At 60.2% G+C, this 21,850-nt stretch carries 24 protein-coding genes and 2 pseudogenes; 9 read left to right on the top strand and 17 right to left on the bottom strand.

Annotated features, from left to right (window positions below):
* Positions 1 to 286, bottom strand: a 286-nt coding sequence (locus NCT04_RS31775; RefSeq protein ID WP_250469816.1) for an IS110 family transposase, incomplete at its 3' end; no start/stop codon positions are given.
* 92 nt (positions 287 to 378) lie between these two features.
* Here NCT04_RS31775 and NCT04_RS31770 point away from each other — a divergent pair.
* The 5 genes from NCT04_RS31770 to NCT04_RS31750 all read left to right on the top strand — a co-directional run bounded on the left by NCT04_RS31770 (position 379) and on the right by NCT04_RS31750 (position 3,997).
* Positions 379 to 822 (top strand): integrase core domain-containing protein, encoded by a 444-nt coding sequence (locus NCT04_RS31770; protein ID WP_250469815.1) that lies wholly within the window; start codon positions 379 to 381, stop codon positions 820 to 822.
* 93 nt (positions 823 to 915) lie between these two features.
* Entirely contained in the window at positions 916 to 1,797 is an 882-nt protein-coding gene (locus NCT04_RS31765) for a transporter substrate-binding domain-containing protein (protein WP_250469814.1), read from the top strand.
* A gap of 21 nt (positions 1,798 to 1,818) precedes the next feature.
* Positions 1,819 to 2,463 carry an amino acid ABC transporter permease gene (locus tag NCT04_RS31760; protein WP_250469813.1) on the top strand — a complete coding sequence of 215 codons (645 nt, stop codon included), beginning with the start codon at positions 1,819 to 1,821 and terminating at the stop codon, positions 2,461 to 2,463.
* Positions 2,460 to 3,119 carry an amino acid ABC transporter permease gene (locus tag NCT04_RS31755; RefSeq protein WP_250469812.1) on the top strand — a complete coding sequence of 220 codons (660 nt, stop codon included), beginning with the start codon at positions 2,460 to 2,462 and terminating at the stop codon, positions 3,117 to 3,119. The genes NCT04_RS31760 and NCT04_RS31755 overlap by 4 nt, the downstream gene beginning before the upstream one ends.
* Positions 3,116 to 3,997: an amino acid ABC transporter ATP-binding protein gene (locus NCT04_RS31750; RefSeq protein ID WP_284509481.1), complete on the top strand. Its 882-nt coding sequence runs from the start codon at positions 3,116 to 3,118 to the stop codon at positions 3,995 to 3,997. The genes NCT04_RS31755 and NCT04_RS31750 overlap by 4 nt, the downstream gene beginning before the upstream one ends.
* Positions 3,998 to 4,054: 57 nt before the next feature.
* Here NCT04_RS31750 and NCT04_RS31745 read toward each other — a convergent pair whose 3' ends face one another.
* Genes NCT04_RS31745 through NCT04_RS31705 form a run of 9 tightly spaced genes read right to left on the bottom strand, consistent with a single transcriptional unit; the run spans position 4,055 to position 13,416 of the window.
* Positions 4,055 to 4,885, bottom strand: coding sequence for a phytanoyl-CoA dioxygenase family protein (locus NCT04_RS31745; protein ID WP_250469811.1), 831 nt, complete (start codon positions 4,883 to 4,885; stop codon positions 4,055 to 4,057).
* A gap of 16 nt (positions 4,886 to 4,901) precedes the next feature.
* Positions 4,902 to 6,113, bottom strand: coding sequence for an amidase (locus NCT04_RS31740; protein WP_250469810.1), 1,212 nt, complete (start codon positions 6,111 to 6,113; stop codon positions 4,902 to 4,904).
* Positions 6,110 to 6,499 (bottom strand): oxalurate catabolism protein HpxZ, encoded by a 390-nt coding sequence (hpxZ, locus tag NCT04_RS31735; RefSeq protein ID WP_250469809.1) that lies wholly within the window; start codon positions 6,497 to 6,499, stop codon positions 6,110 to 6,112. The genes NCT04_RS31740 and hpxZ overlap by 4 nt, the downstream gene beginning before the upstream one ends.
* On the bottom strand, positions 6,496 to 7,671 hold the full coding sequence (locus NCT04_RS31730) for a YlbE family protein (RefSeq protein WP_250469808.1): 1,176 nt from the start codon (positions 7,669 to 7,671) through the stop codon (positions 6,496 to 6,498). The genes hpxZ and NCT04_RS31730 overlap by 4 nt, the downstream gene beginning before the upstream one ends.
* A gap of 3 nt (positions 7,672 to 7,674) precedes the next feature.
* Positions 7,675 to 8,337 carry an SRPBCC family protein gene (locus NCT04_RS31725; RefSeq protein WP_250469807.1) on the bottom strand — a complete coding sequence of 221 codons (663 nt, stop codon included), beginning with the start codon at positions 8,335 to 8,337 and terminating at the stop codon, positions 7,675 to 7,677.
* Between the two features lie 38 nt (positions 8,338 to 8,375).
* Positions 8,376 to 8,897 (bottom strand): (2Fe-2S)-binding protein, encoded by a 522-nt coding sequence (locus tag NCT04_RS31720; protein ID WP_250469806.1) that lies wholly within the window; start codon positions 8,895 to 8,897, stop codon positions 8,376 to 8,378.
* Positions 8,894 to 9,730 carry an FAD binding domain-containing protein gene (locus NCT04_RS31715; RefSeq protein ID WP_250469805.1) on the bottom strand — a complete coding sequence of 279 codons (837 nt, stop codon included), beginning with the start codon at positions 9,728 to 9,730 and terminating at the stop codon, positions 8,894 to 8,896. The genes NCT04_RS31720 and NCT04_RS31715 overlap by 4 nt, the downstream gene beginning before the upstream one ends.
* Positions 9,727 to 12,135, bottom strand: coding sequence for a xanthine dehydrogenase family protein molybdopterin-binding subunit (locus tag NCT04_RS31710; protein WP_250469804.1), 2,409 nt, complete (start codon positions 12,133 to 12,135; stop codon positions 9,727 to 9,729). Before NCT04_RS31710 ends, NCT04_RS31715 begins: the two co-directional genes overlap by 4 nt.
* 18 nt (positions 12,136 to 12,153) lie before the next feature.
* On the bottom strand, positions 12,154 to 13,416 hold the full coding sequence (locus tag NCT04_RS31705; RefSeq protein ID WP_250469803.1) for an amidohydrolase/deacetylase family metallohydrolase: 1,263 nt from the start codon (positions 13,414 to 13,416) through the stop codon (positions 12,154 to 12,156).
* A 325-nt stretch (positions 13,417 to 13,741) separates the two neighbouring features.
* Between NCT04_RS31705 and NCT04_RS31700 the strand changes: the two genes are divergently transcribed.
* Complete coding sequence (locus NCT04_RS31700; RefSeq protein WP_250469802.1) at positions 13,742 to 14,308, top strand: MarR family winged helix-turn-helix transcriptional regulator; 567 nt, start codon at positions 13,742 to 13,744, stop codon at positions 14,306 to 14,308.
* A gap of 692 nt (positions 14,309 to 15,000) precedes the next feature.
* Positions 15,001 to 15,198 (top strand): hypothetical protein, encoded by a 198-nt coding sequence (locus NCT04_RS31695; protein WP_250469818.1) that lies wholly within the window; start codon positions 15,001 to 15,003, stop codon positions 15,196 to 15,198.
* A gap of 220 nt (positions 15,199 to 15,418) precedes the next feature.
* Here NCT04_RS31695 and NCT04_RS31690 read toward each other — a convergent pair.
* Positions 15,419 to 15,831 (bottom strand): annotated as a pseudogene (locus NCT04_RS31690) (transposase); the annotation flags it as partial.
* 446 nt (positions 15,832 to 16,277) lie between these two features.
* Here NCT04_RS31690 and NCT04_RS34785 point away from each other — a divergent pair.
* Positions 16,278 to 16,529 carry an integrase core domain-containing protein gene (locus tag NCT04_RS34785; RefSeq protein ID WP_350030050.1) on the top strand — a complete coding sequence of 84 codons (252 nt, stop codon included), beginning with the start codon at positions 16,278 to 16,280 and terminating at the stop codon, positions 16,527 to 16,529.
* A gap of 687 nt (positions 16,530 to 17,216) precedes the next feature.
* Here NCT04_RS34785 and NCT04_RS31685 read toward each other — a convergent pair.
* The 6 genes and pseudogenes from NCT04_RS31685 to NCT04_RS31660 all read right to left on the bottom strand — a co-directional run bounded on the left by NCT04_RS31685 (position 17,217) and on the right by NCT04_RS31660 (position 20,753).
* Complete coding sequence (locus tag NCT04_RS31685) at positions 17,217 to 17,459, bottom strand: hypothetical protein (RefSeq protein WP_250469801.1); 243 nt, start codon at positions 17,457 to 17,459, stop codon at positions 17,217 to 17,219.
* Positions 17,460 to 17,734: 275 nt separating this feature from the next.
* On the bottom strand, positions 17,735 to 18,202 hold the full coding sequence (gene alaE, locus NCT04_RS31680; protein WP_284509480.1) for an L-alanine exporter AlaE: 468 nt from the start codon (positions 18,200 to 18,202) through the stop codon (positions 17,735 to 17,737).
* A gap of 238 nt (positions 18,203 to 18,440) precedes the next feature.
* Positions 18,441 to 18,938, bottom strand: coding sequence for a DUF421 domain-containing protein (locus NCT04_RS31675; RefSeq protein ID WP_250469800.1), 498 nt, complete (start codon positions 18,936 to 18,938; stop codon positions 18,441 to 18,443).
* A 76-nt stretch (positions 18,939 to 19,014) separates the two neighbouring features.
* Positions 19,015 to 19,329: a ParB-like protein gene (locus NCT04_RS31670; RefSeq protein WP_250469799.1), complete on the bottom strand. Its 315-nt coding sequence runs from the start codon at positions 19,327 to 19,329 to the stop codon at positions 19,015 to 19,017.
* Between the two features lie 113 nt (positions 19,330 to 19,442).
* A pseudogene (locus NCT04_RS31665) lies at positions 19,443 to 19,502 on the bottom strand (chromosome partitioning protein ParB); the annotation flags it as partial.
* 126 nt (positions 19,503 to 19,628) lie between these two features.
* Complete coding sequence (locus NCT04_RS31660; RefSeq protein ID WP_250469798.1) at positions 19,629 to 20,753, bottom strand: ATP-binding protein; 1,125 nt, start codon at positions 20,751 to 20,753, stop codon at positions 19,629 to 19,631.
* A 354-nt stretch (positions 20,754 to 21,107) separates the two neighbouring features.
* Between NCT04_RS31660 and NCT04_RS34540 the strand changes: the two genes are divergently transcribed.
* Complete coding sequence (locus NCT04_RS34540; protein WP_284509479.1) at positions 21,108 to 21,239, top strand: hypothetical protein; 132 nt, start codon at positions 21,108 to 21,110, stop codon at positions 21,237 to 21,239.
* The last annotated feature ends 611 nt before the right edge of the window (positions 21,240 to 21,850 follow it).

Genomic DNA, 21,850 nt, shown 5'->3' with positions numbered 1-21,850 from the left:
TCTCCAGGATCACCTGCGCGTCCTTCGGATCGTTCTTATCCCATGAGTTGAACAGCGCCTCGCGGTAGCGAGCCTGCGCCACCGAATTAATGCTGACGACATCATGTCCGGCCCGTAACAGCCGGTTGGCCAGCGGTCGGTGGTAGTCGCCAGTGGGCTCAAAATCTGCTGCACTGTTGGCCATCCGGAAGCGTTGCTTCTTGCCTCTTGCTGGTTCGACCAGCACAGCATTCCAGTAGCGACCGACATCAATTGCAACCAGATTCAAGGGGAGTTCCTCAGCCATTTCGTTCTCTCCGGTGGTGAACAGAGAATCCGGAGGATGCTCCTTACACCGATGGCTGGCATTCTGCATGTACTACGGCCCGGAGTACCTGAGTGACGACCACGCAATGGGCGTCGCAGCGCGGTGTCGCATTGAACTATATGCAACCGGGCAAGCCGCAGCCGAACGTCTACGTGAAGCGCTTCGACCGCACGGCACGTTATGAATGGCTGTCGCAGTACTACCGGGATGACCTGGCGCACGTCCAGCAGTTCGCAACAGAATGGATGCGGCAATACAATCACGAGCGGCCCAGTGTAGCTACGCGCACCACCGGGATGCGGCATCATCTCTTTCCGCCCGTCTCGTTTGCGTGGGCGCTTCCAACAAGCGTGTTGCATGTCGGTGCGTTTATGCACGAATTACAAGCCCTCACAAACATATGTGGTGCACCACACAAACAGGCCACGTTCAGCTTATCGCACGAGGGTAGTCATGACGGGCCCCGGAGATCGTTGGCATACCCCTTGCATTGCTCCAATGACGAGTTTTCGTAGCCAAACGAAGAGTCGATTGGACGACCACAATCCGTCGTTTCGCGCGCAGTGGCAATCTTATGCGCGGACGTCACCTTCAGCAAAGGGGCTTTCATGTCAGTGCGTCTCAGCCGCAACGATTTTTGCCGGTCGCAACAGCGCAGCGTCGCCGCGCTATTGCGCTCGTGCGCGTTCGTGCTCATCGCCGCAGCCGGCGTCCATGCTGGCATCAACCATCCCGCGCATGCAGCGAGCACGGATGAGATCAAGTCACGCGGTTATCTGAGCGTTGCGACCGAGGACGATTACACCCCATTCGAATTCGTAGCCGATGGCAAGAACACCGGCTACGACAACGATCTGCTTGCGCTGGTGAAGAAAAAGATCGGAGTCGACGTCAAACAGCAAGTCATGCCGTGGTCCGGCATTCTGCCGGGCGTGACCACCGGCAAGTACGACATGGCGCTGACCGCCGTGCTCGTCACCGACGAACGCAAGAAGAGCTTCGATTTCGCGTCGCCGACCTGCGAAGCCGTCACGTTCTACGCCACCAAGAAAGGCTCGCCGATCAAGAGCCCCGACGATCTCGCCGGCAAGGTCGTCGGCGCGGAAACCGGCAGCGCGATGCTTGCGGACTTGAAGCTGTTCGACGCCGATCTGAGGAAGAAGCATGGCGGCGCCGGCATCAGACAAATCGTCGAATATCAGTCCTATCCGGAGGCGTATCAGGATCTCGCGCTCGGCCGTGTCGATGCGGTCGCCAATACACAGATCAGCCTGAATTCGCTCATCAAGACGCGCCCCGACACCTTTAGCGTCGGTCAGGCGATCGGCAAGCCGACGTACATCGCGTGGGCTGTCAAGAAGGGCAACGGCGACGTACTGAAGATGGTCGATGCCGCCCTGCTCGATTTGCGCAAGAGCGGCGAGATGTATCAGCTTCAGCAGAAATGGCTCGGCGCAACCTATAAGGACATGCCGCAGTCCGTCAACTGATGTCACTTTGATCGCGCATCGATGAACGCCTTCGATTACTGGAGCATCGCTCAGGGCGCGCTGGCGACCGTGGTTCTGTCGGTCGCCAGCATCGTGCTCGGCGTGCCGCTGGGCCTGGCGCTCGCGCTGGTCCGCTGGGCCCGCGTGCCCTTTCTAAATCGCTTCGTGATCGCGTATGTGAGCCTGATACGCTCGTGTCCGGCTGTCACGCTCACGCTGCTGATCTTCTTCGCGCTGCCGCAGTTTGGACTGTCGCTGGACCCGACGCTCGCGGCAATCCTTGCGCTCACCATCAGCACTGCCGCGTTCAACTGCGAAATCTGGCGTGCGGCGCTGTTGAACTTCCCGCGCGATCAATATGACGCCGCTCTCGCCTTTGCAATGCCGCGCACGCTGCGTTTTCGCCGCATCGTGATGCCGCAGATCTGGCGCGCAAGCCTGCCCGGTCTCGTCAATGAGATGACCTTGCAGATCAAGTCAACGCCGGCTGTCGCGGTGATTGGCATCGTCGAGATCACGCGCGCGGCGTTGCGTGTCGGCGCGCGCACTTACGATCCACTGCCGCCGTTCATCTTCGCGCTCGTGCTGTACGGGCTAATCGTGTTCGTGCTAATCAAGGCACAGCGCGTCATCGAAAAACATCAGCCGATAGAGGCCCGCGCATGATCGACCATTTCTTGATCGTCTGGCAACAGCGCGCGGACGTGTTGTCAGGTCTGCTCGACACACTCGGCCTGCTCGCTGTCGCGGCTGTCGCCTCGCTCGCATTGGGCGCGCTGCTCACGCCCGCGTTGATGTCGAAGCGCCCGGTCATTGCGCATAGCGCCAGGCTCTATGTCGATGCAATGCGTTGCGCACCGTTTTTGCTGTTTGTCTATCTGATTTACTTCGGCTTGCCCACGGCAGGCATCCGTTTGTCGAATTGGTGGGCGGGCGCGATCGCACTAATTCTCTACAACACCGCCTACGTGGCCGAACTGTTGCGCGGCGCATGGGCCGGACTGCCCACGCCGGTGATCGAAGCCGCGCGCGCTTACGGCTTTCATGGCTTCAGCCTGGTGCGACGAATCATCCTGCCGCAAGTCTTCACAATCGCCTTACCGTTGATCGGCAATCAGCTCGTGCAGATCGTCAAGGACAGCGCGTTTCTCACCGTGATCGCCGTGGGCGAACTCACGCATCAGATGAATGGTATTCAAGCCACTTACTTCATTCCCTTCGCCGCATTCATCACGGCCGTCATGCTCTATTGGGCGATCTGCCTCGTGATCGAAGGGGGCAGCGGATTACTGTCGAGATTTGCCGAGGAACGCAGAGCATGAACCTTTCGAACGACGTCCCGCCCGAACTCATGCGCGCGGCCGATGCAAACCGGTCGTCAGGCGAAGCGGCGCGCTCCGCTGCACAAACCGTTTTGCAACTGAATGGCGTTTCCAAGTCGTTCGGCAAAAACCTCGTGCTGCGCGATGTATCGCTCACCGTGCAGAAAGGCGAGACGGTCTGTCTGCTCGGACCTTCTGGTTGCGGCAAGTCGACGCTGCTGCGTTGCGTGAACTGGCTTGAAGTTCCCGACGCGGGTACGGTCTATGTTTCCAATCAGCGCATGGGCGTGCGCGAACGCTCGGCCATCAAAATGAGCGATGCCGAACTCGCCCGCTCACGCGCGCGCATCGGTATGGTGTTTCAGCACTTCGCGCTATGGCCGCATCTGAACGTGCTGCAAAACGTGATGGAAGCGCCGCTGCACGTATTGAAGCGGCCGCGTGCCGAAGTGCGCAACGAAGCGGAACGCCTGCTCGAACGCGTCGGCCTCGCCGACAAGACGGATGCGTTTCCTTCGCGCCTTTCCGGCGGACAGAAGCAGCGGGTGGGCATCGCGCGCGCGCTAGCGATGAAGCCCGATATCCTGCTGTTCGACGAACCCACCAGCGCGCTCGATCCGATGCTCGTCGGCGAAGTACTCAACGTGATGCGTTCGCTCGCGCGGGAAGGCGCGACCATGGTCATCGTCACGCACGAGATGGAGTTTGCGCGCCAGATGGCGAGCCGCATCGTGTTCATGGATGCGGGGCAGATCGTCGAGACCGGACGTCCCGAGCAATTCTTCAGCGCACCGCAGACGCCGCGTGCGCGGCAGTTTCTCGCGCGGTTTCGTGCGCCGCATCAGCACGAATGTAGCCAGTCGTCAAAGTTTGTCTGATGCGTGCTGATGCATGCGTTCGTCGCGCCTTTCACGGCGCGACGAACGTTCGATGCTTTACTGCGGCGCGCTCATGTCCGCTGCCTGTTTCGTTTCCCCATCCTTGTACTTGCCCCACGTCGCTGCGAGTTCGCTCATCGCGCGCGGATCGCAGTCATATTCGGGCAAGGTATCCGCATCCCAATGATTGAAACGATTCACGCCGCGCACGAGCGTCGCGCGACGGCGGCCCGTCGCCGATTGCACATGGGCCGGCACATAGAAGAAGGCGAAGCCGATGCGCCGGTCATCCGAGCGATTTGGCAACGAACTATGCGCGGTGCGTTCGTGATGCATCGAAAATTCGCCGGGCTGCAAGGGCATTTCCACGGCGAGGTTGTCATCGATATCGACGAGCGTCTGGCCCTTGGCGAGCATGTTGTCTTTAGCGAACGTCTCGACGTGTTTGAGGTCCGGACCGATGTGCGATCCCGGCAACACGCGCAGCACGCCGTTCACCGAATTCGCGGGCGTGAGCGCGACCCATACGGTCACTTCCTCGTGCGGCGTGAGGCCAAAATACGTCGAGTCCTGATGCCATGACACATAACGCGGATCACGTCCGTTCTTCGCGAAGATCGACGCACCGAACAACATGATGTCGGGTCCGATCAGATCCTCGACCGCATCCAGAATGGCTGGGCGACGCGCGAGATCGACGATGGCCGGCAACGCGAGATGACCCTTGATTTTCAGAGTTTTGTTGACGTCTTCACCGGACGACGCCTCGTAGTTCTCGATGATGCGGCGATACTCCAGTGCCTCGTCCGAACTGATCGCGCGCATCGGATAGACATAGCCGTGTTGCTTGAAGTGCGCGACCTGCGTTTCAGTCAGATGCTTGGTCATAGACGTTCCTTGAGGGTTAGGCTTGGTGAGTCATCTCATGCACGGCCTGCGCGACACGCAGCACGTTTTCGTCCGCACCGCGCGCGCCGATGATCGACAGCCCCACGGGCGCGCCATCGAACGAGGCCCACGGCATGTTCACTTGCGGCAGACCCGCAAGGCCCGCGACGCACAGCATCTGCTGCGAACGTGCGCGCGCATGATCGACCGTTTGCGCGGACGCATCGGCGCGTGGCGCCACGCCCGGCACCGTCGGCACGAGCCAATACGTGCTGGATGGCAATGCCTGCGTCATCGCTTCGATGGCGCGAATGCGCACGCGTTGCGCGGCCGCGATCTGTTCCGGCGTAATGGTCAGGCTCATCGCGAAGCGCGCACCGACATCGGCGCCGAAGCTCGATGCGTGTTCACGCGCCCACTGTCCGTGCCGTTGCGCGATCTCCCCGGCCTGAAGCACGCGGAAGGCTTGCGCCCAATCGGCGAGCGATGCATCGGGCTCCACGTAGGTCACTGCATCGCGCAAGGCTTGCAGCGAATCGGCGAAGCGCGACGCGACATCCGCATCCACGCATGCGAGCAAATGACGCGGCACGTGCAGCGCAAACGCTTCATCGCCCGTACCGACGATACTGCGCGCGAGCACTTCGAATGCATCGATCAGCGTGCGCGCATCGCGTGCGAACCAGCCAACCGTATCGAAGCTATGCGCGAGCGTCAGACAGCCGTCCGTTGCGATACGTCCATGCGTCGGGCGCATGCCCCAGATGCCGCAGTAACTCGCGGGCAATCGCACGGACCCGCCGCAATCGGTGCCGAGTGCGACGTCCGCATGTCCGGCTGCGACCGCGACGGCCGAGCCTGATGACGAACCACCGGGAATGCGCCCGGCATCGGCCGGATTCTCCGGCGTGCCGTAATGCACGTTCACGCCGGCGAGGCTGTAGGTCAGTTCATCCGTGACCGTCTTGCCGATCCATTGCGCGCCTTCTTCGAGCAAGGCGCGAACGGCCAGCGCAGTACGTGTCGCCACAGGCTGCTCCGCGCGCCACGCAGGATTGCCGCCGCCTGTTCGAAGGCCCGCGATATCGAAGACATCTTTCACGGCGAGACGCTGGCCGGCAAGCTTTGCGCCGATCCGCGAAGGCCATGCTTCCGCGGGAAGCGCATCGAAGCCATCCGCGACGAATGCGCCATGCAATCCGGGTTGAACCAAGTTGTTCTGCATCATGACGCGTCCATCCAGCTCACATGTGCGGCAACGACGCGCCATTGGCCATCGAGCCGCACCCACGTTTGCGACTGCCTGCCGATACGCGATTCGCCCACGCGCGAGAATGTGATGTTGGCGACCGCGAAATCAGCACCGAAGGTCGTGATCGTCCGATCGATGACGGTGCGCATCAGGCCCATGGCCGGACGCATCGCACGAAAGGCACGAATCGTTTCGTAGCCGTGCAGGTTCTCGGTCGCGCCGTAGCGCAGCGTATGCGGACTGTTCCAGAACAGCGTGTCGAGCCCGGGGACGTCGTTGGTCGTGAGCGCGCGTTCGTATTCATCGAACGCGGCTTCGAGCGACGCCCGTGTCGCGGGATCGTTGATCGTGTCCGGAGTCATTCGGTATCGGCTGAGAAGGTTTGCAACGCGCGTTCGAACAGTTCAGGCGGCACTGCATAAATGCCGCGCCCGAGCAATCCGGTGCGTCCGTGCGCGTCGATCATCGCAATCGCCGCGAGTGGCGCAATGCCTTCATTCACGACGCGCGCGGCATCCAGTACGCCGGGCAAGCGCGCGAACTCCGGATGCGCCTGCGCATGCACACGCGGCTGCTTCTCGCGCCAACTTTCGGGCAAATACGCGTGCAAGGCTTGCGCCGGTTCCGGTGCGAACGCAAGCGCCTGTGCGCCGAAGCCTGCCGCGTCGATCACGCCGCTATCGCCGGTGAGCGGAGCAGCGGGTGTGGTCTGTTGTGGATCGATGCGCGGCCCTTGCGGCGCGCTCGCATACGCCGTGATCCATTGCGATGGCGACGCCGCGAGCCGCAGGCCCACGCTCTCGCCATTGCCCGCGAGTCCCACCACGAGCGTCGATGACGACGCCGCCGACAACATCAGATGGCACGCCGCCATCCAGAGCGTGAGAAAGAACAGCGGCGTTTGCGCGAGCATTGCATCGATATCCTCACGATCGATACGCGGCGCGAGCATCGTGCGCAGCGCGGCTGTTGCAGCGGTCGTGCGCGCATGCAGATCGTCGCCGCCATCGATGCCTGTTCGCGCCAGCGCGAACAGGTCGATCGGCCCTTGCGAAAGCGCCTGCGCGAGCGCCGGCCCGAGCACTTCATCGCGCCATGTCATGCGATCGAGAATACGCATGTCGCGCGTGCCGAATCGAATCTGCGGACCCGCACCGCTGCCTAGCAAAGACCACGCGCGTCGTGCGGGATCGTTCGCGTCCGATACTTCGACCAGCATCGTGCGAGGTGAGATCACCGCGGCAAGCGGGGTCACCACGTCATACGACTGCGCGCATTCGAGCCGCACTTCGCCACGCGCGATTAGCTCTTCCGCACGGGCTTCGTCACGCGCCCAGCCTTCATGGATGCAGCAGAGCACGGCGGACGACAGCACGGGCGCGGAGGGTTTGCGCGCATCGTCGAATGGTGGACCTGCATGAAGCAGCGCAAATTCCGGCAATGCCACCGCACTGCGCGCGGCCATGACACCGCTCCATTGCGGACGCACCGCATGAACGCGGCGCAATGCGTGGGTAGTGTCATCCGCGCGCATGGCTCAGCGGCTCCCTAAACTGAACATGCCGCGCAAGTGGGACCACAACATCTTCCAGAACAAGTTGCCGACATCGAGCGGCGCGTTCTGCTTTTGCGGGCGCGCTGCGGGCGCGTGCTGCTGTTCCACACGCGCTGCGGGCTCGCGTCGTTCGATCATCGGCTCGGGCGTGGCTTCTTCGACAACGACCGGCTCGGCGGCCGCGACGACAGGCGCCGCTTCGTCCAGCTTCGATTTGAGATTGGCGGCGAACGCTTCCGTCATGCGCGTCGCGAGTTCCTTGACGATGCCGCCGCGCGAGAACTGCGCCAGGCTCCCGCCGATGCTGTAATCCACCTTCACATCGACGCGCGTTTCCGTCGCCGTCACCGCATCGAGCAAAAACGACGCCACGCCCTTGACGCGCGACGAGCTCTTGCGATCGACGCCCGCTCCGGTGATGCTGCCGCGATACTGCGCGTCATCGAGCTTCATCTCGCCATCGCCCGCGAAGGCCGCGACGATGGGACCGAGCTTGACCGTCATTGCGAGCTTGAGAAGACCGTTCTCGACCGGTGCCGTGAGCGATGCGCCCGGCAGGCACGCGACGATCTCCGGTGTGTCGTGAAAGTGCGACCACACCGCATCCCGCGGATAAGGCACGGTGAAGCTTTGTTCGATTTCCATGACGTATCAATCCGTGTTCGATGAATGTGTCCGACCCGTCAGGCCGTCACCGCAACTGCGGCGAGCGGTACCGTTGCGCGCGCTTGCCGTGCATCCAGCACGCGGCGAATCGCGCGCACGATGCCCACATAACCCGTGCAGCGGCACAGATTGCCGGACAGCTCCAGACGCACGCGCGCGTCGTCGGCATCGGGCAGACGCGTGACGATATCGCGCGCGGTCATCAGCATACCGGGCGTGCAATAGCCGCATTGCAGCGCATGTTCGGCGGAAAAAGCGGCGCGCAGTTCGTCCATCGTGGCGTCGTCGTCGAAGCCTTCGATGGTGCGTACCTTGCTGCCCGCACATGCAACCGCTGGCGTGATGCATGAGCGCGCCGGCGCGCCATCGACTTCGATCGTGCATGCGCCGCACACGCCCTGCTCGCAACCGATGTTGGTTCCACACAGCATGCGTTGCTCGCGCAGAAAATCCGCAAGACTCGTGCGCGGTTCGACGCGATCCGCCACGGTCCGGTCGTTGACGACGAGTTCGATCGTCCTGGTGAATGCGTCGCTCATGATGCGTTTCCGGCTGGATTGCGAAGCATCGCCGCCGCGCGCACGAGCGCAACGCGATGCACCTGACATTCGTATGTGCCCGTTTCGACACCGGCTGCATCGAGATGCGCATCGAATGCGTGCGTATCGGCATCGTGGTCCGCGACGAGCGAGCGCGCATCGTCGATCAGATGCGGTGGGCCGTCGATCGCGCCGATCACCGCGCGGCACACGTTGCGCGCGGCATCGTCGATGAATACGGCAATGGCTTCCGCGAACTCGCCCGGCTTGCGATTGAACTTGTAGTAGCTCCAGCGCGCCTGCGCCGAAAGACGCTGAAAACGCACGCCCGTGAGGATGTCGTCGGGTTCGAGCGCGGTGGTGAAGGCGCCGGACATCCATGCATCGCTCGCGATCGTGCGCATGCCTTCGCGGCCCTGCACGATGAATTCGGCGTCGAGCGCACGCATCGTGTTGATCCAGTCCGCCGCGGGATCGGCATGCGCGAGACTGCCGCCGAGCGTGCCGCGATTGCGCACCGCGCGATACGCGATGCCGCGCGCCACGTACGGCATGAGCCCGCGCGTGCCGGTGTCGATCTTGCCGTCCTCGATCTCCGCATGCGTGATGCACGCGCCGAGCGTCACGGTCTCGCCTTCGATGCGGCACACGCGCAACGCATCGATACCGCGCACATCGACGAGCATCTCGGGTTGCGCGAGGCGCAGGTTCATCATCGGTCCGAGCGACTGACTGCCCGAGACGAATTTCGCCATGCCGTCGGTCGGCGTGACGAGCCGGATGGCTTCATCGCATGCGAGCGGCTTTGCATAGTCACAGGTCGCGGCTTTCATGCGGGCATTCCCTTCAATGGACTGGCTTGCGCTTCATTTTGCCTGGCCAATGCTTCGACGATCAGACGCGGCGTGACCGGCAATTGATCGATGTGCACGCCCAGTCCGCGCAACGCATCGTTGACGGCGTTCGCGATGGCGGCGGGCGGTCCGATCGCCCCGCTCTCGCCGATGCCCTTCTGCCCGAACTCCGTGTAAGGCGCGGGCGTCTCCATGTGTTCGATGCGGATCGCGGGCACTTCGGTCGCGCCCGGCAGGAGGTAGTCCGCGAGCGTCGAAGCGAGCGGCTGACCGTCCTCGCTATAAGGCATGGCTTCATAAAGCGCGGTGCCGATGCCTTGGGCCGCGCCGCCGTACACCTGACCATCAACGACCATCGGATTGATGAGCACGCCGCCGTCTTCGACGATGGCGTAATCGAGAATCTCCGTTTGCCCGAGCGCCGGATCGACTGCCACGACTACCGCGTGACACGCATAACTGAACGTGCCCGAATCGCGCCTGGCCTGATACGAGGTCGAGACTTCGAGACCGCGCGGATCGACATCGGGCGGCAGCAGTTGCGGCGCGAGATACCACGCGCGCGCGATCTCCTGCAGCGTGCGCCGGGCGTCCTTGCCGACCACCGCGCCGTCCTCCCAGCGCACGTCGCCCAGCGGCGCCTGCATCATCCAGGCGCCGATCTTCATCAGGCGTTCTTTCAGTTCCTTCGATGCACGACCCACTGCGCCGCCCGCCATCACGATCGAGCGCGAGCCCCACGTACCCGTCGAATACGGCGTGACGCCGGTGTCGCCCAGTACGATGCGCACGCGGTCCGTGTCGATGCCGAGCACTTCATGCGCGATCTGCGCAAGCGTCGTTTCCATGCTCTGACCGTGCGAATGCACGCCGACACGCACTTCGAGAATGCCATCGGGCGTCAGGCGAATCACGGCGGGCTCATAGCCCGGCACCATCGGAATGCCCCAGCCGTGATACACCGACGTGCCATGCGCGCCCTGCTCGCAGAAGATCGACATGCCGAAGCCGATGCGCCTGCCATCCGCCTCGCCCCGACGCTGACGCGCGCGCACGGCGGGCAGATCGATCGCGGCCATCGCGCGGCGCACGGCTTCCGGATAGTCACCGCTGTCGAAGTGCTTCTTCGTGATGTTGTCGTACGGCATTTCATGCGGCTGCACGAGGCTGCGCAAACGCACCTCGCAAGGCTCGATTCCCGCTTCGACGGCGATCGCATCCATGATGGTTTCGATCGCATAGCAGACGCCGGTGCGCGCAACGCCGCGATACGGCAGGATCGGCGGCTTGTTGGTCGCGACCGACCATGTGCGGCAGCGAAAGCGATCCATCTTGTACGGACCCGGGAGAATGCTGCCCACCTGCGCGGCTTCGAGACACGCGGAAAACGGATACGACGAATACGCGCCCGAATCGACATGCGCATCGCATTCGACCGCGAGCAACCGGCCATCTCGATCTGCGTAGCCGGTGATGTCGTAATCGTGCTCGCGGCAATTCGCGTTCGCGGTGAGTTGTTCGCGACGATCCTCGATCCAGCGCACCGGGCGTTCGAGTTGCATCGCAAGCCAGCCGCAGCACACTTCTTCGGGCAACAGGATGCCCTTGTAACCGAAGCCGCCGCCGACGTCCGGCGCAATCACGCGCACCTGTCCTTCGTCGAGGCCGAGGCATTCCGCGAGACCCGTGCGCGTGATGTGCGGCATCTGCGCGGACGTATGCACGATCAGTTGCGACAGACGCCGGTCCCAATGCGCGACCACGCCGCGTCCCTCCATCGGCGCCATGCTCTGTCGCGCAGTACGCAATGTGCGATGCACGCGGATGGGCGCATCGCGTCGAATCGCTTCGAGATCGACATCGGGGTTCGCATCGACGAAGGTTTCGAGAAAGACGTTGTCGCCCCAATGTTCGTGGACGAGCGGAGAGTCTTCACGGCGGGCATCGAGCATGTCGACCACGGCGGGCAATTCCTCGAAATCGACGAACACTTGTGCGGCGATGTCTTCGGCCTGGGCGCGCGTCGCGGCGACGCACATGGCGATCGGCTCGCCGACCTGCCGCACTTTCCCGCTCGCAAGCACATGCTGCTGCGAGCGCTTGAATCCCGGCAGACTCGAATTCGCGACGATGGGCCTGACGCCTTCGAGATCGGCGAGCGTGTAGATTGCATCCGAGAATGCATCGGGCTTCTCGATGCCGACGATATGACCATGCGCGATCGGACTGCGCACGAAGGCCACATCGACCATGCCGACCATGCGGATGTTGGGCACGTATTCGCCGCGCCCATGCATGAAGCGATCGTCTTCCTTGCGCGTAAGCGATGCACCGATGCCCTGGGCGCGCGTCTTGTCGCTGGGTGCTTTAGTGCGTTTGATCATCGTGCGGAGCCTCGCATGTTACGCGGCGCGTGCGAGCGGCAGCGTCGGCGACATGGCGTCGTGACGCACGCCATCGCGCAAGCAGAACAGCGGCGAAAGCATGCGGTCGGTAATGACCTGCGTGCCTTCGTTGTCTTCGATCACCCAGCGTCCGCGACGGTCGTCGAGCACGCTGACATCCGCGCCGCGCCCCACTTGGAGCGTACCGATACTGTCTTCCATGCCGACCATCTTCGCCGCATTGCAGGTCGTCATCGCCACGACATGATCGAGCGGCAGGCCAAGCGCGAGCATGCTGGTCATCGCGCTAACAAGACTGAACTGTGTGCGGCCGAGGAACGAATGTTCTTCGTCGGGGTGGCTGTCGGGCGTGCCGGCGGGCGCGGGAACGTGCGTGTTATAGCCGTGCATGTCGGCGCCGAGCGTATCGGGAATCACGCCTTCCGCGAGTACGATGCGCGCCGTCTTGAAGCTGAAGTGCGAGCCGTGGCCCACGTCGATCTTGAGGCCGCGCGCGACCGCTTCATGCACGAGCGGATGCAGCTTGCCGTTCTCCTCGACGAAGCCGCCCGGATGGCGGCTGAACGGATGCGCGAGGATATCGCCCGGCTTGAGCGTCTCCACGACCTGATTGAAAATCGAATCGGGCTGCACGGGCAGCGCGTTGCTTTCGGGCTTGGGCCACAACTGGCCAAAGTGGATGTACAAAGGCATGTCTGCTCCACGGCCAATCGTCGCGGCGATCTTCATCACCTCGAGACCCCAACGCGCGAAGCCGCCGATTTCCGCATGCGCCTTGATACCCTTCACGAGATCGAGATTCGCGCGAACCGACTTGATGGTCGCATCGGCATCGAGACAATCGGGGCGGTACAGGTCCGGATAATAGTGGCCTTCGAGACCGCCGACGAGGTATGCCGAGATGAACGCGAGCACGCGCGTCGCCGAACGCTCCGCAACGTAATGCCTGAAACCCGGTATCGTGATGCTGCTCGGTCCGCCTTGATCGACGATAGTCGTCACGCCCGACTGCACGCCGCACTGATCGGCGTTCAGGCCAAAGCGCCCAGTGACGTACTGGTACACGTGGCCGTGCGTATCGATGAGACCAGGCAGCACCAGCTTGCCGCTGCAATCGATCTGTTCGGCCTGCGGCGCCTGTGCGGCGAGGCCGGCACCGAGCGCGGCAATGACGCCGTTGTCCACGAGAAGGTCCAGCGTGGCGTCGATTTTCTGGGCGGGGTCAATCACACGGCCCCCTTTCAGCAGAACTTGTGACATGTGCGGTTCGATGCCGGATTTAGAGATGTGTGGTGTACCGCAAATACTATGCCGGTTTCTCCGGCGTGCAATTCGTCGCACCGTTCTCCTTATTTATCAGCAGGTTATTGATCTTGCTTGCCGAGTATGCGTGCCGTACCACGCAAACGACGAGCGCGGCCTCGCACCATTTCGGACGGTGTCGGCGAATGCGCGCACCGTTACTACGCACGATGCCTTGCTATGGTGATTCGTTGGTGTGCCTCATAATTTGCGGCGCAGGGCGAAACCGGCCTAGAATGTGCATCAGCAGGTCCGGAGCCTTTCATTTACTCAAGGTTGTTTCATGCGAACCACCGTCACCGAACATATCGATCTTCAAGCCATCCGTGCGGAACTCGCCGAGCGTCAGGCGCGTTCGCCGCTGTTCTCGCGGCCCGGCTTCCTAATCCGCCGCATGCATCAGATTCATACCTTTCTGTTTGCGCAGGAAACGAGCGAGTACAACATCACGCCGGTGCAGTACAGCCTTCTGACCGCGCTCGATTCGCATGGCGAGATGGATCAGAACACCCTCGCCATTGAAGTCGGACTAGAGCGTTCCAGCGTCGCAGAAGTGATTCCGCGTCTGAATGCGCGCGGACTCGTGAGCCGCACGCAGGCTGAACACGACAAGCGGCTGCGGCTCGTCAAGCTCACGCCTGCCGGCAAGCGGCTCGTGAAGAAAATGTCGGCCGCGGTGCAGCGCGCCCACGATCGCACCATCGAGCATCTGGCGCCTGTCGAGCGCGATGTCTTCATGCTGCAAATGATCCGCCTCGTCGAGTCGAACAACTCGGACAGTGTCGTGCCCTTGCGTTTGCCTGACAGTCAATTGCTCGCGCAGGACGAAAGCTCGGTGGACGCAATATGAACCCGCCCGGGCGCATGCAAGGCCTCTCGCGGACTCCCGCATGCTGCAGACGAAGCATGGCCGTGGCGCGGCATTCGCTTGCTCAGCAGAGCTGCACTTGCTGTGCTGCGCGAGCGAACGCGGCAATGCGGTCGGTCGAAGCGAAGTTCGCCGCCCCGATTATTGCGGCCACGTAGCCGCATATGATTCGCATCGGTGACGACTAAGCAGCACGCTCGTAAGTATCGCGTATGGCGCGGCGAACGATTTTTGTCGAGCCGTCCCGGCGCGTCCCGTCGCATTGCAGCATGTCGCTAATGGTTGATGTCGGGATATCGTTTCCCGCTGTGGAGTTCGCCGAAGCAAGGTCGCAGTGCACGACGCACTACACGACTTAACTTTTGCATTGCCCGCTGCTTCGCCTTCACACAGGATAAATCGTGGTATGTACATGCCGAAGTCCGGACCGCATCAGGAACGCTCTGGCTTCAACGCTCGCGGAGGCAGAGGTCCATCATATAAAGGCTTCGAGCCCGGCGCCGAGTTGCCGTGAGCCATCGCGCTCAGCACCATCAAGCGCACCCTGCTTTTGCGACTTTGCCGAATGTACGACCCTACGTTCACATTGTGAGTCTCGGACTCGACGCAACGGCAAGGAGATTCGAATGAATAGCGACCTAGCCGCGGTACTGAACGAAGTTTGACCCTGCTTGATGTCGGACGCCTATCCCAGGGAGCATTGTTCGCCATTCACCCTGCTGCAACTTGCGACAACCGGACTGGACAGCAAGCCGAAGGTACGTACCATCATATCTCGCAGAGCGAACGGGGAGCGCGAGCAACTGAGCTTCTACACCGACGTAAGGTCAGAGAAGGTCGTCGAAATCGAACAAGATTCGCTGTGGCGATAGCGGCCGGAGATTGGAACGCAGGTATCTAATCAGCCTCGAAGGAACCGCCCGTGTTGTTACGGACACAATTGAGCGATTGCCGTTTGGAATCAAGTTGTCCAGGGAGTCTCACGCTCCATAGGCCTCCGCTTCCACTGGGCACGTCGTTGAATAGCCCGAGCGATGCCGCGCCTCGTAGTTCCAAATCAATATGGCACTTTAAAAAAAGTGGTAACGGCTCTCAGCGGGCATGCGAGTTGACTGCAGAGAAGTCGAGTGTGCCAACGATAAGAAACAGCACCGTTCGCATGGTTGCGAAGCGCGTGTAGCCACGAGCCTTGCGCTTGGCGGCCTGAAACGAGCCGTTAATGACTTCGATAAAGCCGTTGGTCTGCGGGTCTGGGTCCACGCAAAAATGCCGTCAAAGTGTCGTCGAATCAATCGTGCGACCTCTTTCATCGGTTCGACTTTCGGACACGTGACGTTGGTGAACCACTGCAGCAACATCGGAGACGACATGAATTTGTTTGCGTTCGACAATCTCGCGCAACGGCTCGCGATACAACCGGGCGCGGGCCGTTCGCTTGGTGGTGTACTGCTTGAGAAGGGCTTGAGGTCCGTCAATTGCACGAGGTTCAGCTTGTCGGCGTCCTTTGGGACTTCCACTCTCGCTGGTGTCGATGAAAGTCTGCAACTTTATCTTGGCACATTGATGCCGACTTGCGGCTTCCGCCGCAGCCTCGGGACGGGGAAGTCCCTTTCATTCCCAGGGCGTGCTTCTAGTCACGTTTGGCGGTTGTGCTTCGGAGTACCGTGTGCGCACCGTGTATAAGTAAAAAACGTAAATGCCGGTCCCTCTCTTATTAAGACCAAGGACGTGCATTCAGTCCGCGTTGAAGGTCGATGAACTTCATACACGACCAGTTGAAAAGACGGTCGTAGTTCCGGCTGCTCAAGATCGACGAGTTCAACCAAGGAGCGCCGGGCATCGAGACTGACTTCTCGCTACCCATAGCGAGCGTTATACGGGCGCTGGATCAGATCATCGGCTGGAGTGAAAACCGATGGCGATACGGCGCGATAACGGCGCGCAATAGGCAATGACGAACGATATCGCGCCGAACTATATCCTGCCGGGCAAGCCTCAGCAGAACGCGTACGTGGAGCGATTCAACCGGTCGGTGCGATATGAATGGCTGTCGCAGCACCCTAGGATGATCTTGCACATGTGCAGGACTTCTCGACCAAATGGATTTGGCAATGCAATCACGAGCGCCAACAGGCCTTGGCGGCGTGACGCCGAAACAGCGGCTCACCGCCGCAGCATAGGCTCTATTTCTGTCTCACGTTAAAAGCGGAGGCATTACCTCGTCTCGCCAGGATACTAAAGTGCGAATGTAGGGAAGATATCCGGACGCCCATCCGAAGGAATTCCGAGTCTAGACATGGAGTTTATGGCAGCGCACAGGCGGGATTCACGGGCATCTTGCGCATGCGCGATGTGCTGAAGCATGTCTGCCCGGTCGTCGCGACTTGTCGGTGCGTCAAACGTAAGAGCGAAAAAACCGATTACGATTCCACGAGCGGCGCCGAGTTGCACCCGGGCTACGTGCGGATATTTTGTCAGACTATTTGCCTCTTCTATATATCGGTTAATTGCCGCCCATGTCCGTTCGAGCAGCGTTTCGTAGCTATATTCCGTGTGATTGGCGTACAGAATTTTCACGATAGAAGCATCGCCCGACCGCTGAGTGTCTTCAGTGCCTTAAGCCTCGCTCGAGATTAACAGGTATTTAACAAAACAAGCCGTGGCAAGAATGAGCGTTGGATTACTGTCTCCAACGTCAGGAGTCGGCTGCGGGAAAAGCGGAGTTGGACGATGGCGCGTCGCGTGTCGGTAACTTCGAACCGTCTAGATCGACAACCAAAGATACCTTCGCAATACTTTCCATTCACAAGTGCTCGTTGATGGCGCAACGAGGCCTGTGCCGCAGATCGACATCGTTACCTGCGTCTTCATTGCGCAACAACGGGGCGGTTTACTCGATAAACACTCGACCGACAAGCGAGTCGTACTCCTCCGGCAACGCGGCCACAATGACACGGAGCATGGCAATGAAGGCTGTTCCATCTGGGAGTTCGCTCACCAGTACCCGCGCCGTGCGCAGCGAGATTGTTTCCACCATAGGAGTATGAAAGCCGTCCTCGACAGTAAAACCAAACTGATGGATTTCGGGCCCGATGTCCTCGACAGCAAAGTGCGACGTGATTTTCGCTTTCATCGTTAGGTCAAGTGAAAGGCTCGCTCGCGTAAGCGGAGGAACACGACTGAATAAAGAGACGAACTGGTCGGCAACTATGCAGTCAACAATTTACGTCTTGGTTCCGAGCGGTTGCCTTCAGCGAGAAGGCGAACTGCCGTGACGTGCCAATTACGCCGGTCGCGTCCTTTGTCTCGTGCCTGCATGGCAGCGACGTGCCCTTGCTTGTGCAGGCGCCAGATCAATTGATGACGAAGGTTCGACCTATCCACCGTTATCTCATTGCTACCGCGAAACTAGGTGCGAAGACTCATCGGCTGCGCCCCCCCAGAAGGCAGGCCAAAAAGCCTTCTCACACCGTTCAAAAAGGCACCATATGGACGCCCTAGGACGAGCATCATGGTAGTTGCTCCCAAGACTCCGCGCCATAAACCATGCCCTGAAGCGCCACTTACCGCAATGATCGCAACATAGATAGGAACTTGGAGGCTCACCAGCGCAACGCTATCCCAAAACAGCTGTGATAGTCGATTTGTGGGCTGAGCGTGTTGCATGACATAGTCGCGCCAGATGCCATAAGGACGTGCAACAGGGACCATTAGAGCCGCGCCTAGTATTCGCGCGTGAAGAACTTGATCCCAACCCATCCCAGCAATAAAGCGCTCGTTGATAACGCCTGTCATGGTAAAGAACAGGATCAGAGCCGTCGTGTCAGCGACAAAGGCGCGTCGACGATGAGACTTTTCATTATGGATATCGGGCATAGGTATTTAAGCAAGCGTCAACAAACGATACTACGTCTGGTCAAGGCGTGCGGAAGTGAAATAACCGACGGGAGATACTCCGACGCAATGGCATGGCGCGATCGTAGGCAACGGCAAGGGAGGGAACGTTCAGATGATGTCGCGATATGAATCGTCGAAGAGCGCTGCTTGATTGTTGGATAAGCAACTCGACTGCACGTTTGGCAGTCGTTGTTGATCCGCGTTAAATGGTCGCTTTTTATGATGCGCCAGGGCTCCGAATAATGCTTATCTCACCATTGCGTTCGAGAATGGCGCTTTGCACTTGGTCCAGTGCATCCGTTCCTAGTTCTTTTCGCACTGCCTCCAGTATGTCGGTCCGTGACACCAAGGCGGCAAGCATCTGCTGGCGGTCGAAGTCGCCGTTGTAATAGAGCGGACGCTCAGTGCCTCCGACTAACCGCTCGATCATAGGCCATCTCACGCATATCCATGCTAACGCGCGATGCAAGAGAACGATGACGAAGGAAGCCGCGAGTGTGGCAAGCGCTGGCGATGCCCCCACGATTGCCCGGCTCATCGTTGCGCCAAGGAGAATGGTGACGACGTAATCGAAAGGCGAGCGTTGACCAAAAGAACGCCGCCCGGAGATGCGAATGAAGACGAGAGCCAAGAAAAACGCCGCCGCCGCCCGCATTCCCATTTGCAGCGGCGACAGATCCTTTCCTTCACCAAACAAAACGATTAGCGCTTCCATTTTGAGTTCACCGTCACATAGCTAAATACTGCCCGAGATAACGTGGCCGGACCAAGTCGTCCGTGAACAGCTACCGTTACCGGGCGGCTGTTTCGATGAAGCCCGGCAAGCCCGCAGCAGTGCTGCTCTTCGCGAGCTTGATGGCTTGTCGCTCCACGCCGGCGTACTCCTGCTCGCTGTTCGGATAAGCGAAGACGCTTCGAAAGAAATCAGCCCATCTGAACTCCGCTAGCGGCGTGGTGGTTTTTTCGTAGCCTCCAGCGTCCCGCACCGAGGCCGCGAGGCTTCGGAATGCATCGTCCTCCAATTTCCAGGTCCGAGTCGCCATTTCGGCGAAGCTCTTGCGTCGACCCTTGGTATCGTACGGATGGGTCCAGCATTGATTTTCCATCGACAGCCAGAATTCCTAATAAAGACAACGACGAGAGGTCCCACGGCCAGCATAAAAGGCATCGACTTGATGCCCACCAGATGCAACGCGGCCGCGACATGGTGATGGTCGATTGCATAGGGAAGCTTGCCGGGTCCGAGTACAACGGGAACAGGCTTTTCCGCAATCGCCATGTCAAGCGAATGACCCGATAGCGACTGATACAATCAGATCAGATTCGCAAGTTTGTTTGTCGTATGGATGTCGTTGATTGGCGATATTCGAACACAAACGAGCATTGCACGGAATACATGTGGACCTTACCCATCGTCCGTCGTCTTACGCCGGATCCATTCGGCGAAAGCCTCGTCTTCAATCCGATACTCGCCAATGGATAATCGCGTCACCACGTTGTTTTGCTGCAGTCGACGAAGGGCGTGAGAGGCTGTGCTTTTGTTCACCGGCCTGCCCAGCAGTTCTGTCATGCGACCCAAACCAGCTGCGCTATGAACCCCTGAATCTCCGTGCGCAATTAGCCTAATCACAGCTTGATCAGCGGAGTTCATTTCGGCCCATTGCTTATTGAACTGTTCGTCCGAGAAAACAGCGGCTTTTGTATGGCTGAGCGCGGCGTCCGCGCCTTGGACCTGATAAAGCATGTATCGCTCAACAAATCTCTTGAAAAATTCCGGGGTGGAATGTAGTTCGGAGAATGCATAAAGGCCCTGCTCCAGCTTGAGCCGGTTGCGCGCCATACTGTTCATTAGCTTTATCGTGTAATCAACGAACTCCTGTCCAAGCAACGGAAACGGCTCCAATGCAGCCCAATTATAGAAAGGCTCTGACGCACGCGCAAACATTGCTCTAAGGGTCGTTTCCGAACTGCCAGCGAAAATTACCTTTATTCGGTCCTTGCGGACATCAAGACCCGCGCGAAGGGCATGGGCGAAATCGCTGTTTTCCGCATGGGCGAGCACCTGAGCTTCGTCGATGATCAGTAGCAGCGGTTTTTTCTGCTTGTCGATTTGCTTAAGCACTTCTCGTAGAGCAAGCCCGCTTTGCTCGCTTGCAATTTCGGCCTCTAAACTGCCCTCGAGAACACCCGGGAGCTTGGCGCCTGCCTTGATCTTTCGCACCGGCCTTCCAAGCGCGGAGAGGACTGCCTTGATTCCTTGAGGAGCAAGCGCGTCGGCTATTGCAGACACCAAGGCGATATCGGGATCGATACGGCTTTCCCACAGGTTCGTATATGCGACGAGATAACCACGCTCTCGCGCAGCAGGTAGCAAGTCCTGCTGCAAAAATTCGGTCTTGCCCATGCGACGCCGAGCAAATAAGCCGCGGGCAGATGACAGCTTTAAGTCGAAAGCGTCAAGGTAGCTGGCGGCAAGCGCGGGCCGGGCGAAGTGCCATGGGTCACCCTCCAAAGTCTCATAAAGTTTCATCGTACACGAGAAGTCTCAACACAGTTGAAACCTCATGATACCCGTGGAGCGCCGTCCGCGACAACAGGGGCTTAGCTCAACAAATGCGGCTGACGAACGCGCGCCCGTTGGCGCACGAGTATCAGCCCATGTGACCAACCGACCGCTTTCCCCTGCCGCCAACAGGTTCGTATCGGCCTTTTCGGACATTAAGGAGAGTTTTGTGCAACAGCAGCTCGGCGGACTGCTCACCTTGCCATCGTCGCGGCAGGACCGCAACCGCTGGCACCGGCGAACTAACGCTCACGCCCCTCCTTATCTACGAGCAATGGTGGGAGCAGTACCGTCAGCGAATGATCAGCTTGGCCGGATGGTGTGCTGACCATCGACATCAGCAAAATCGCCGACATGCAGGGCATCACCACCGACTGTTGCTCGCTGCGTGTGCCCGGATACAAGCATTACTACTGGAACAATGATAACGGCCGTGCGAACCCGGGCGCTTGAGTTGAAGCCGCCGCCAAGGCAGCGGGCAAGTAATCCGCAGCGGTGCCGGCGCCGGCCAGCATGTAGCGAGGTTTCTTGCGCGTGCTGTGCTGCCGCTCGCAGATATACCTTCCGTCGCTGCTCCAATCAGTTTGAATGGGGGTCCATGGCATGCCGATATTCACCAGCGAAACGTATGCTCGCTTGAGCTTAAAAGCATCGGTTCGACGCCGTCAGCAGCACGCCCGCTGCGGGCCAGCACGGGCTGCGACCGCACATTGCTGTGTGGGCAGCCGCTTTACCTTTGTCAGCCGTGGCTGCCACCGGCGAACCTACGACAGCGTCAGGCCCCCGAGCGCGAGGCCGGCTTTGTGACGCAGCAGAAAACATCGCGCCGCACAGCTGCCTTTGACTGACGATGATCAAACGGTAGCGCGGGGTCGATAAGAGACCTTTGTGCCAACGTTCCCTATTCACACATGGCAATTTTCCGCTTTGCCGACCACTGCGGCCAGTGGCAAAGTTAAGCGAAAAACTCAACGCAGCAGCTTTCGCACGGCCGAGTTGGGTGAAGACTCGGTCCCAACTGCAAAAATCCGACTGTCAAACGACGGCGTGCCAACGCCCGTTGG

Source organism: Caballeronia sp. GAFFF2, from assembly GCF_023631485.1.
Classification (GTDB): domain Bacteria; phylum Pseudomonadota; class Gammaproteobacteria; order Burkholderiales; family Burkholderiaceae; genus Caballeronia.
This window is presented reverse-complemented; position numbering and strand designations above follow the sequence as displayed.

Coding starts and splice junctions, on each gene's coding strand:
- NCT04_RS31660 (WP_250469798.1), bottom strand. CDS start 20,753: ATGAAACTTTATGAGACTTTGGAGGGTGACCCATGGCACTTCGCCCGG.
- NCT04_RS31720 (WP_250469806.1), bottom strand. CDS start 8,897: ATGAGCGACGCATTCACCAGGACGATCGAACTCGTCGTCAACGACCGG.
- hpxZ (WP_250469809.1), bottom strand. CDS start 6,499: ATGACTCCGGACACGATCAACGATCCCGCGACACGGGCGTCGCTCGAA.
- NCT04_RS31710 (WP_250469804.1), bottom strand. CDS start 12,135: ATGATCAAACGCACTAAAGCACCCAGCGACAAGACGCGCGCCCAGGGC.
- NCT04_RS31760 (WP_250469813.1), top strand. CDS start 1,819: ATGAACGCCTTCGATTACTGGAGCATCGCTCAGGGCGCGCTGGCGACC.
- NCT04_RS31740 (WP_250469810.1), bottom strand. CDS start 6,113: ATGATGCAGAACAACTTGGTTCAACCCGGATTGCATGGCGCATTCGTC.
- NCT04_RS34785 (WP_350030050.1), top strand. CDS start 16,278: ATGACGAACGATATCGCGCCGAACTATATCCTGCCGGGCAAGCCTCAG.
- NCT04_RS31675 (WP_250469800.1), bottom strand. CDS start 18,938: ATGGAAGCGCTAATCGTTTTGTTTGGTGAAGGAAAGGATCTGTCGCCG.
- NCT04_RS31715 (WP_250469805.1), bottom strand. CDS start 9,730: ATGAAAGCCGCGACCTGTGACTATGCAAAGCCGCTCGCATGCGATGAA.
- alaE (WP_284509480.1), bottom strand. CDS start 18,202: ATGCCCGATATCCATAATGAAAAGTCTCATCGTCGACGCGCCTTTGTC.
- NCT04_RS31765 (WP_250469814.1), top strand. CDS start 916: ATGTCAGTGCGTCTCAGCCGCAACGATTTTTGCCGGTCGCAACAGCGC.
- NCT04_RS31700 (WP_250469802.1), top strand. CDS start 13,742: ATGCGAACCACCGTCACCGAACATATCGATCTTCAAGCCATCCGTGCG.
- NCT04_RS31750 (WP_284509481.1), top strand. CDS start 3,116: ATGAACCTTTCGAACGACGTCCCGCCCGAACTCATGCGCGCGGCCGAT.
- NCT04_RS31685 (WP_250469801.1), bottom strand. CDS start 17,459: ATGAAAGCGAAAATCACGTCGCACTTTGCTGTCGAGGACATCGGGCCC.
- NCT04_RS31755 (WP_250469812.1), top strand. CDS start 2,460: ATGATCGACCATTTCTTGATCGTCTGGCAACAGCGCGCGGACGTGTTG.
- NCT04_RS31695 (WP_250469818.1), top strand. CDS start 15,001: ATGTCGGACGCCTATCCCAGGGAGCATTGTTCGCCATTCACCCTGCTG.
- NCT04_RS31730 (WP_250469808.1), bottom strand. CDS start 7,671: ATGCGCGCGGATGACACTACCCACGCATTGCGCCGCGTTCATGCGGTG.
- NCT04_RS31705 (WP_250469803.1), bottom strand. CDS start 13,416: ATGTCACAAGTTCTGCTGAAAGGGGGCCGTGTGATTGACCCCGCCCAG.
- NCT04_RS31725 (WP_250469807.1), bottom strand. CDS start 8,337: ATGGAAATCGAACAAAGCTTCACCGTGCCTTATCCGCGGGATGCGGTG.
- NCT04_RS31670 (WP_250469799.1), bottom strand. CDS start 19,329: ATGGAAAATCAATGCTGGACCCATCCGTACGATACCAAGGGTCGACGC.
- NCT04_RS31745 (WP_250469811.1), bottom strand. CDS start 4,885: ATGACCAAGCATCTGACTGAAACGCAGGTCGCGCACTTCAAGCAACAC.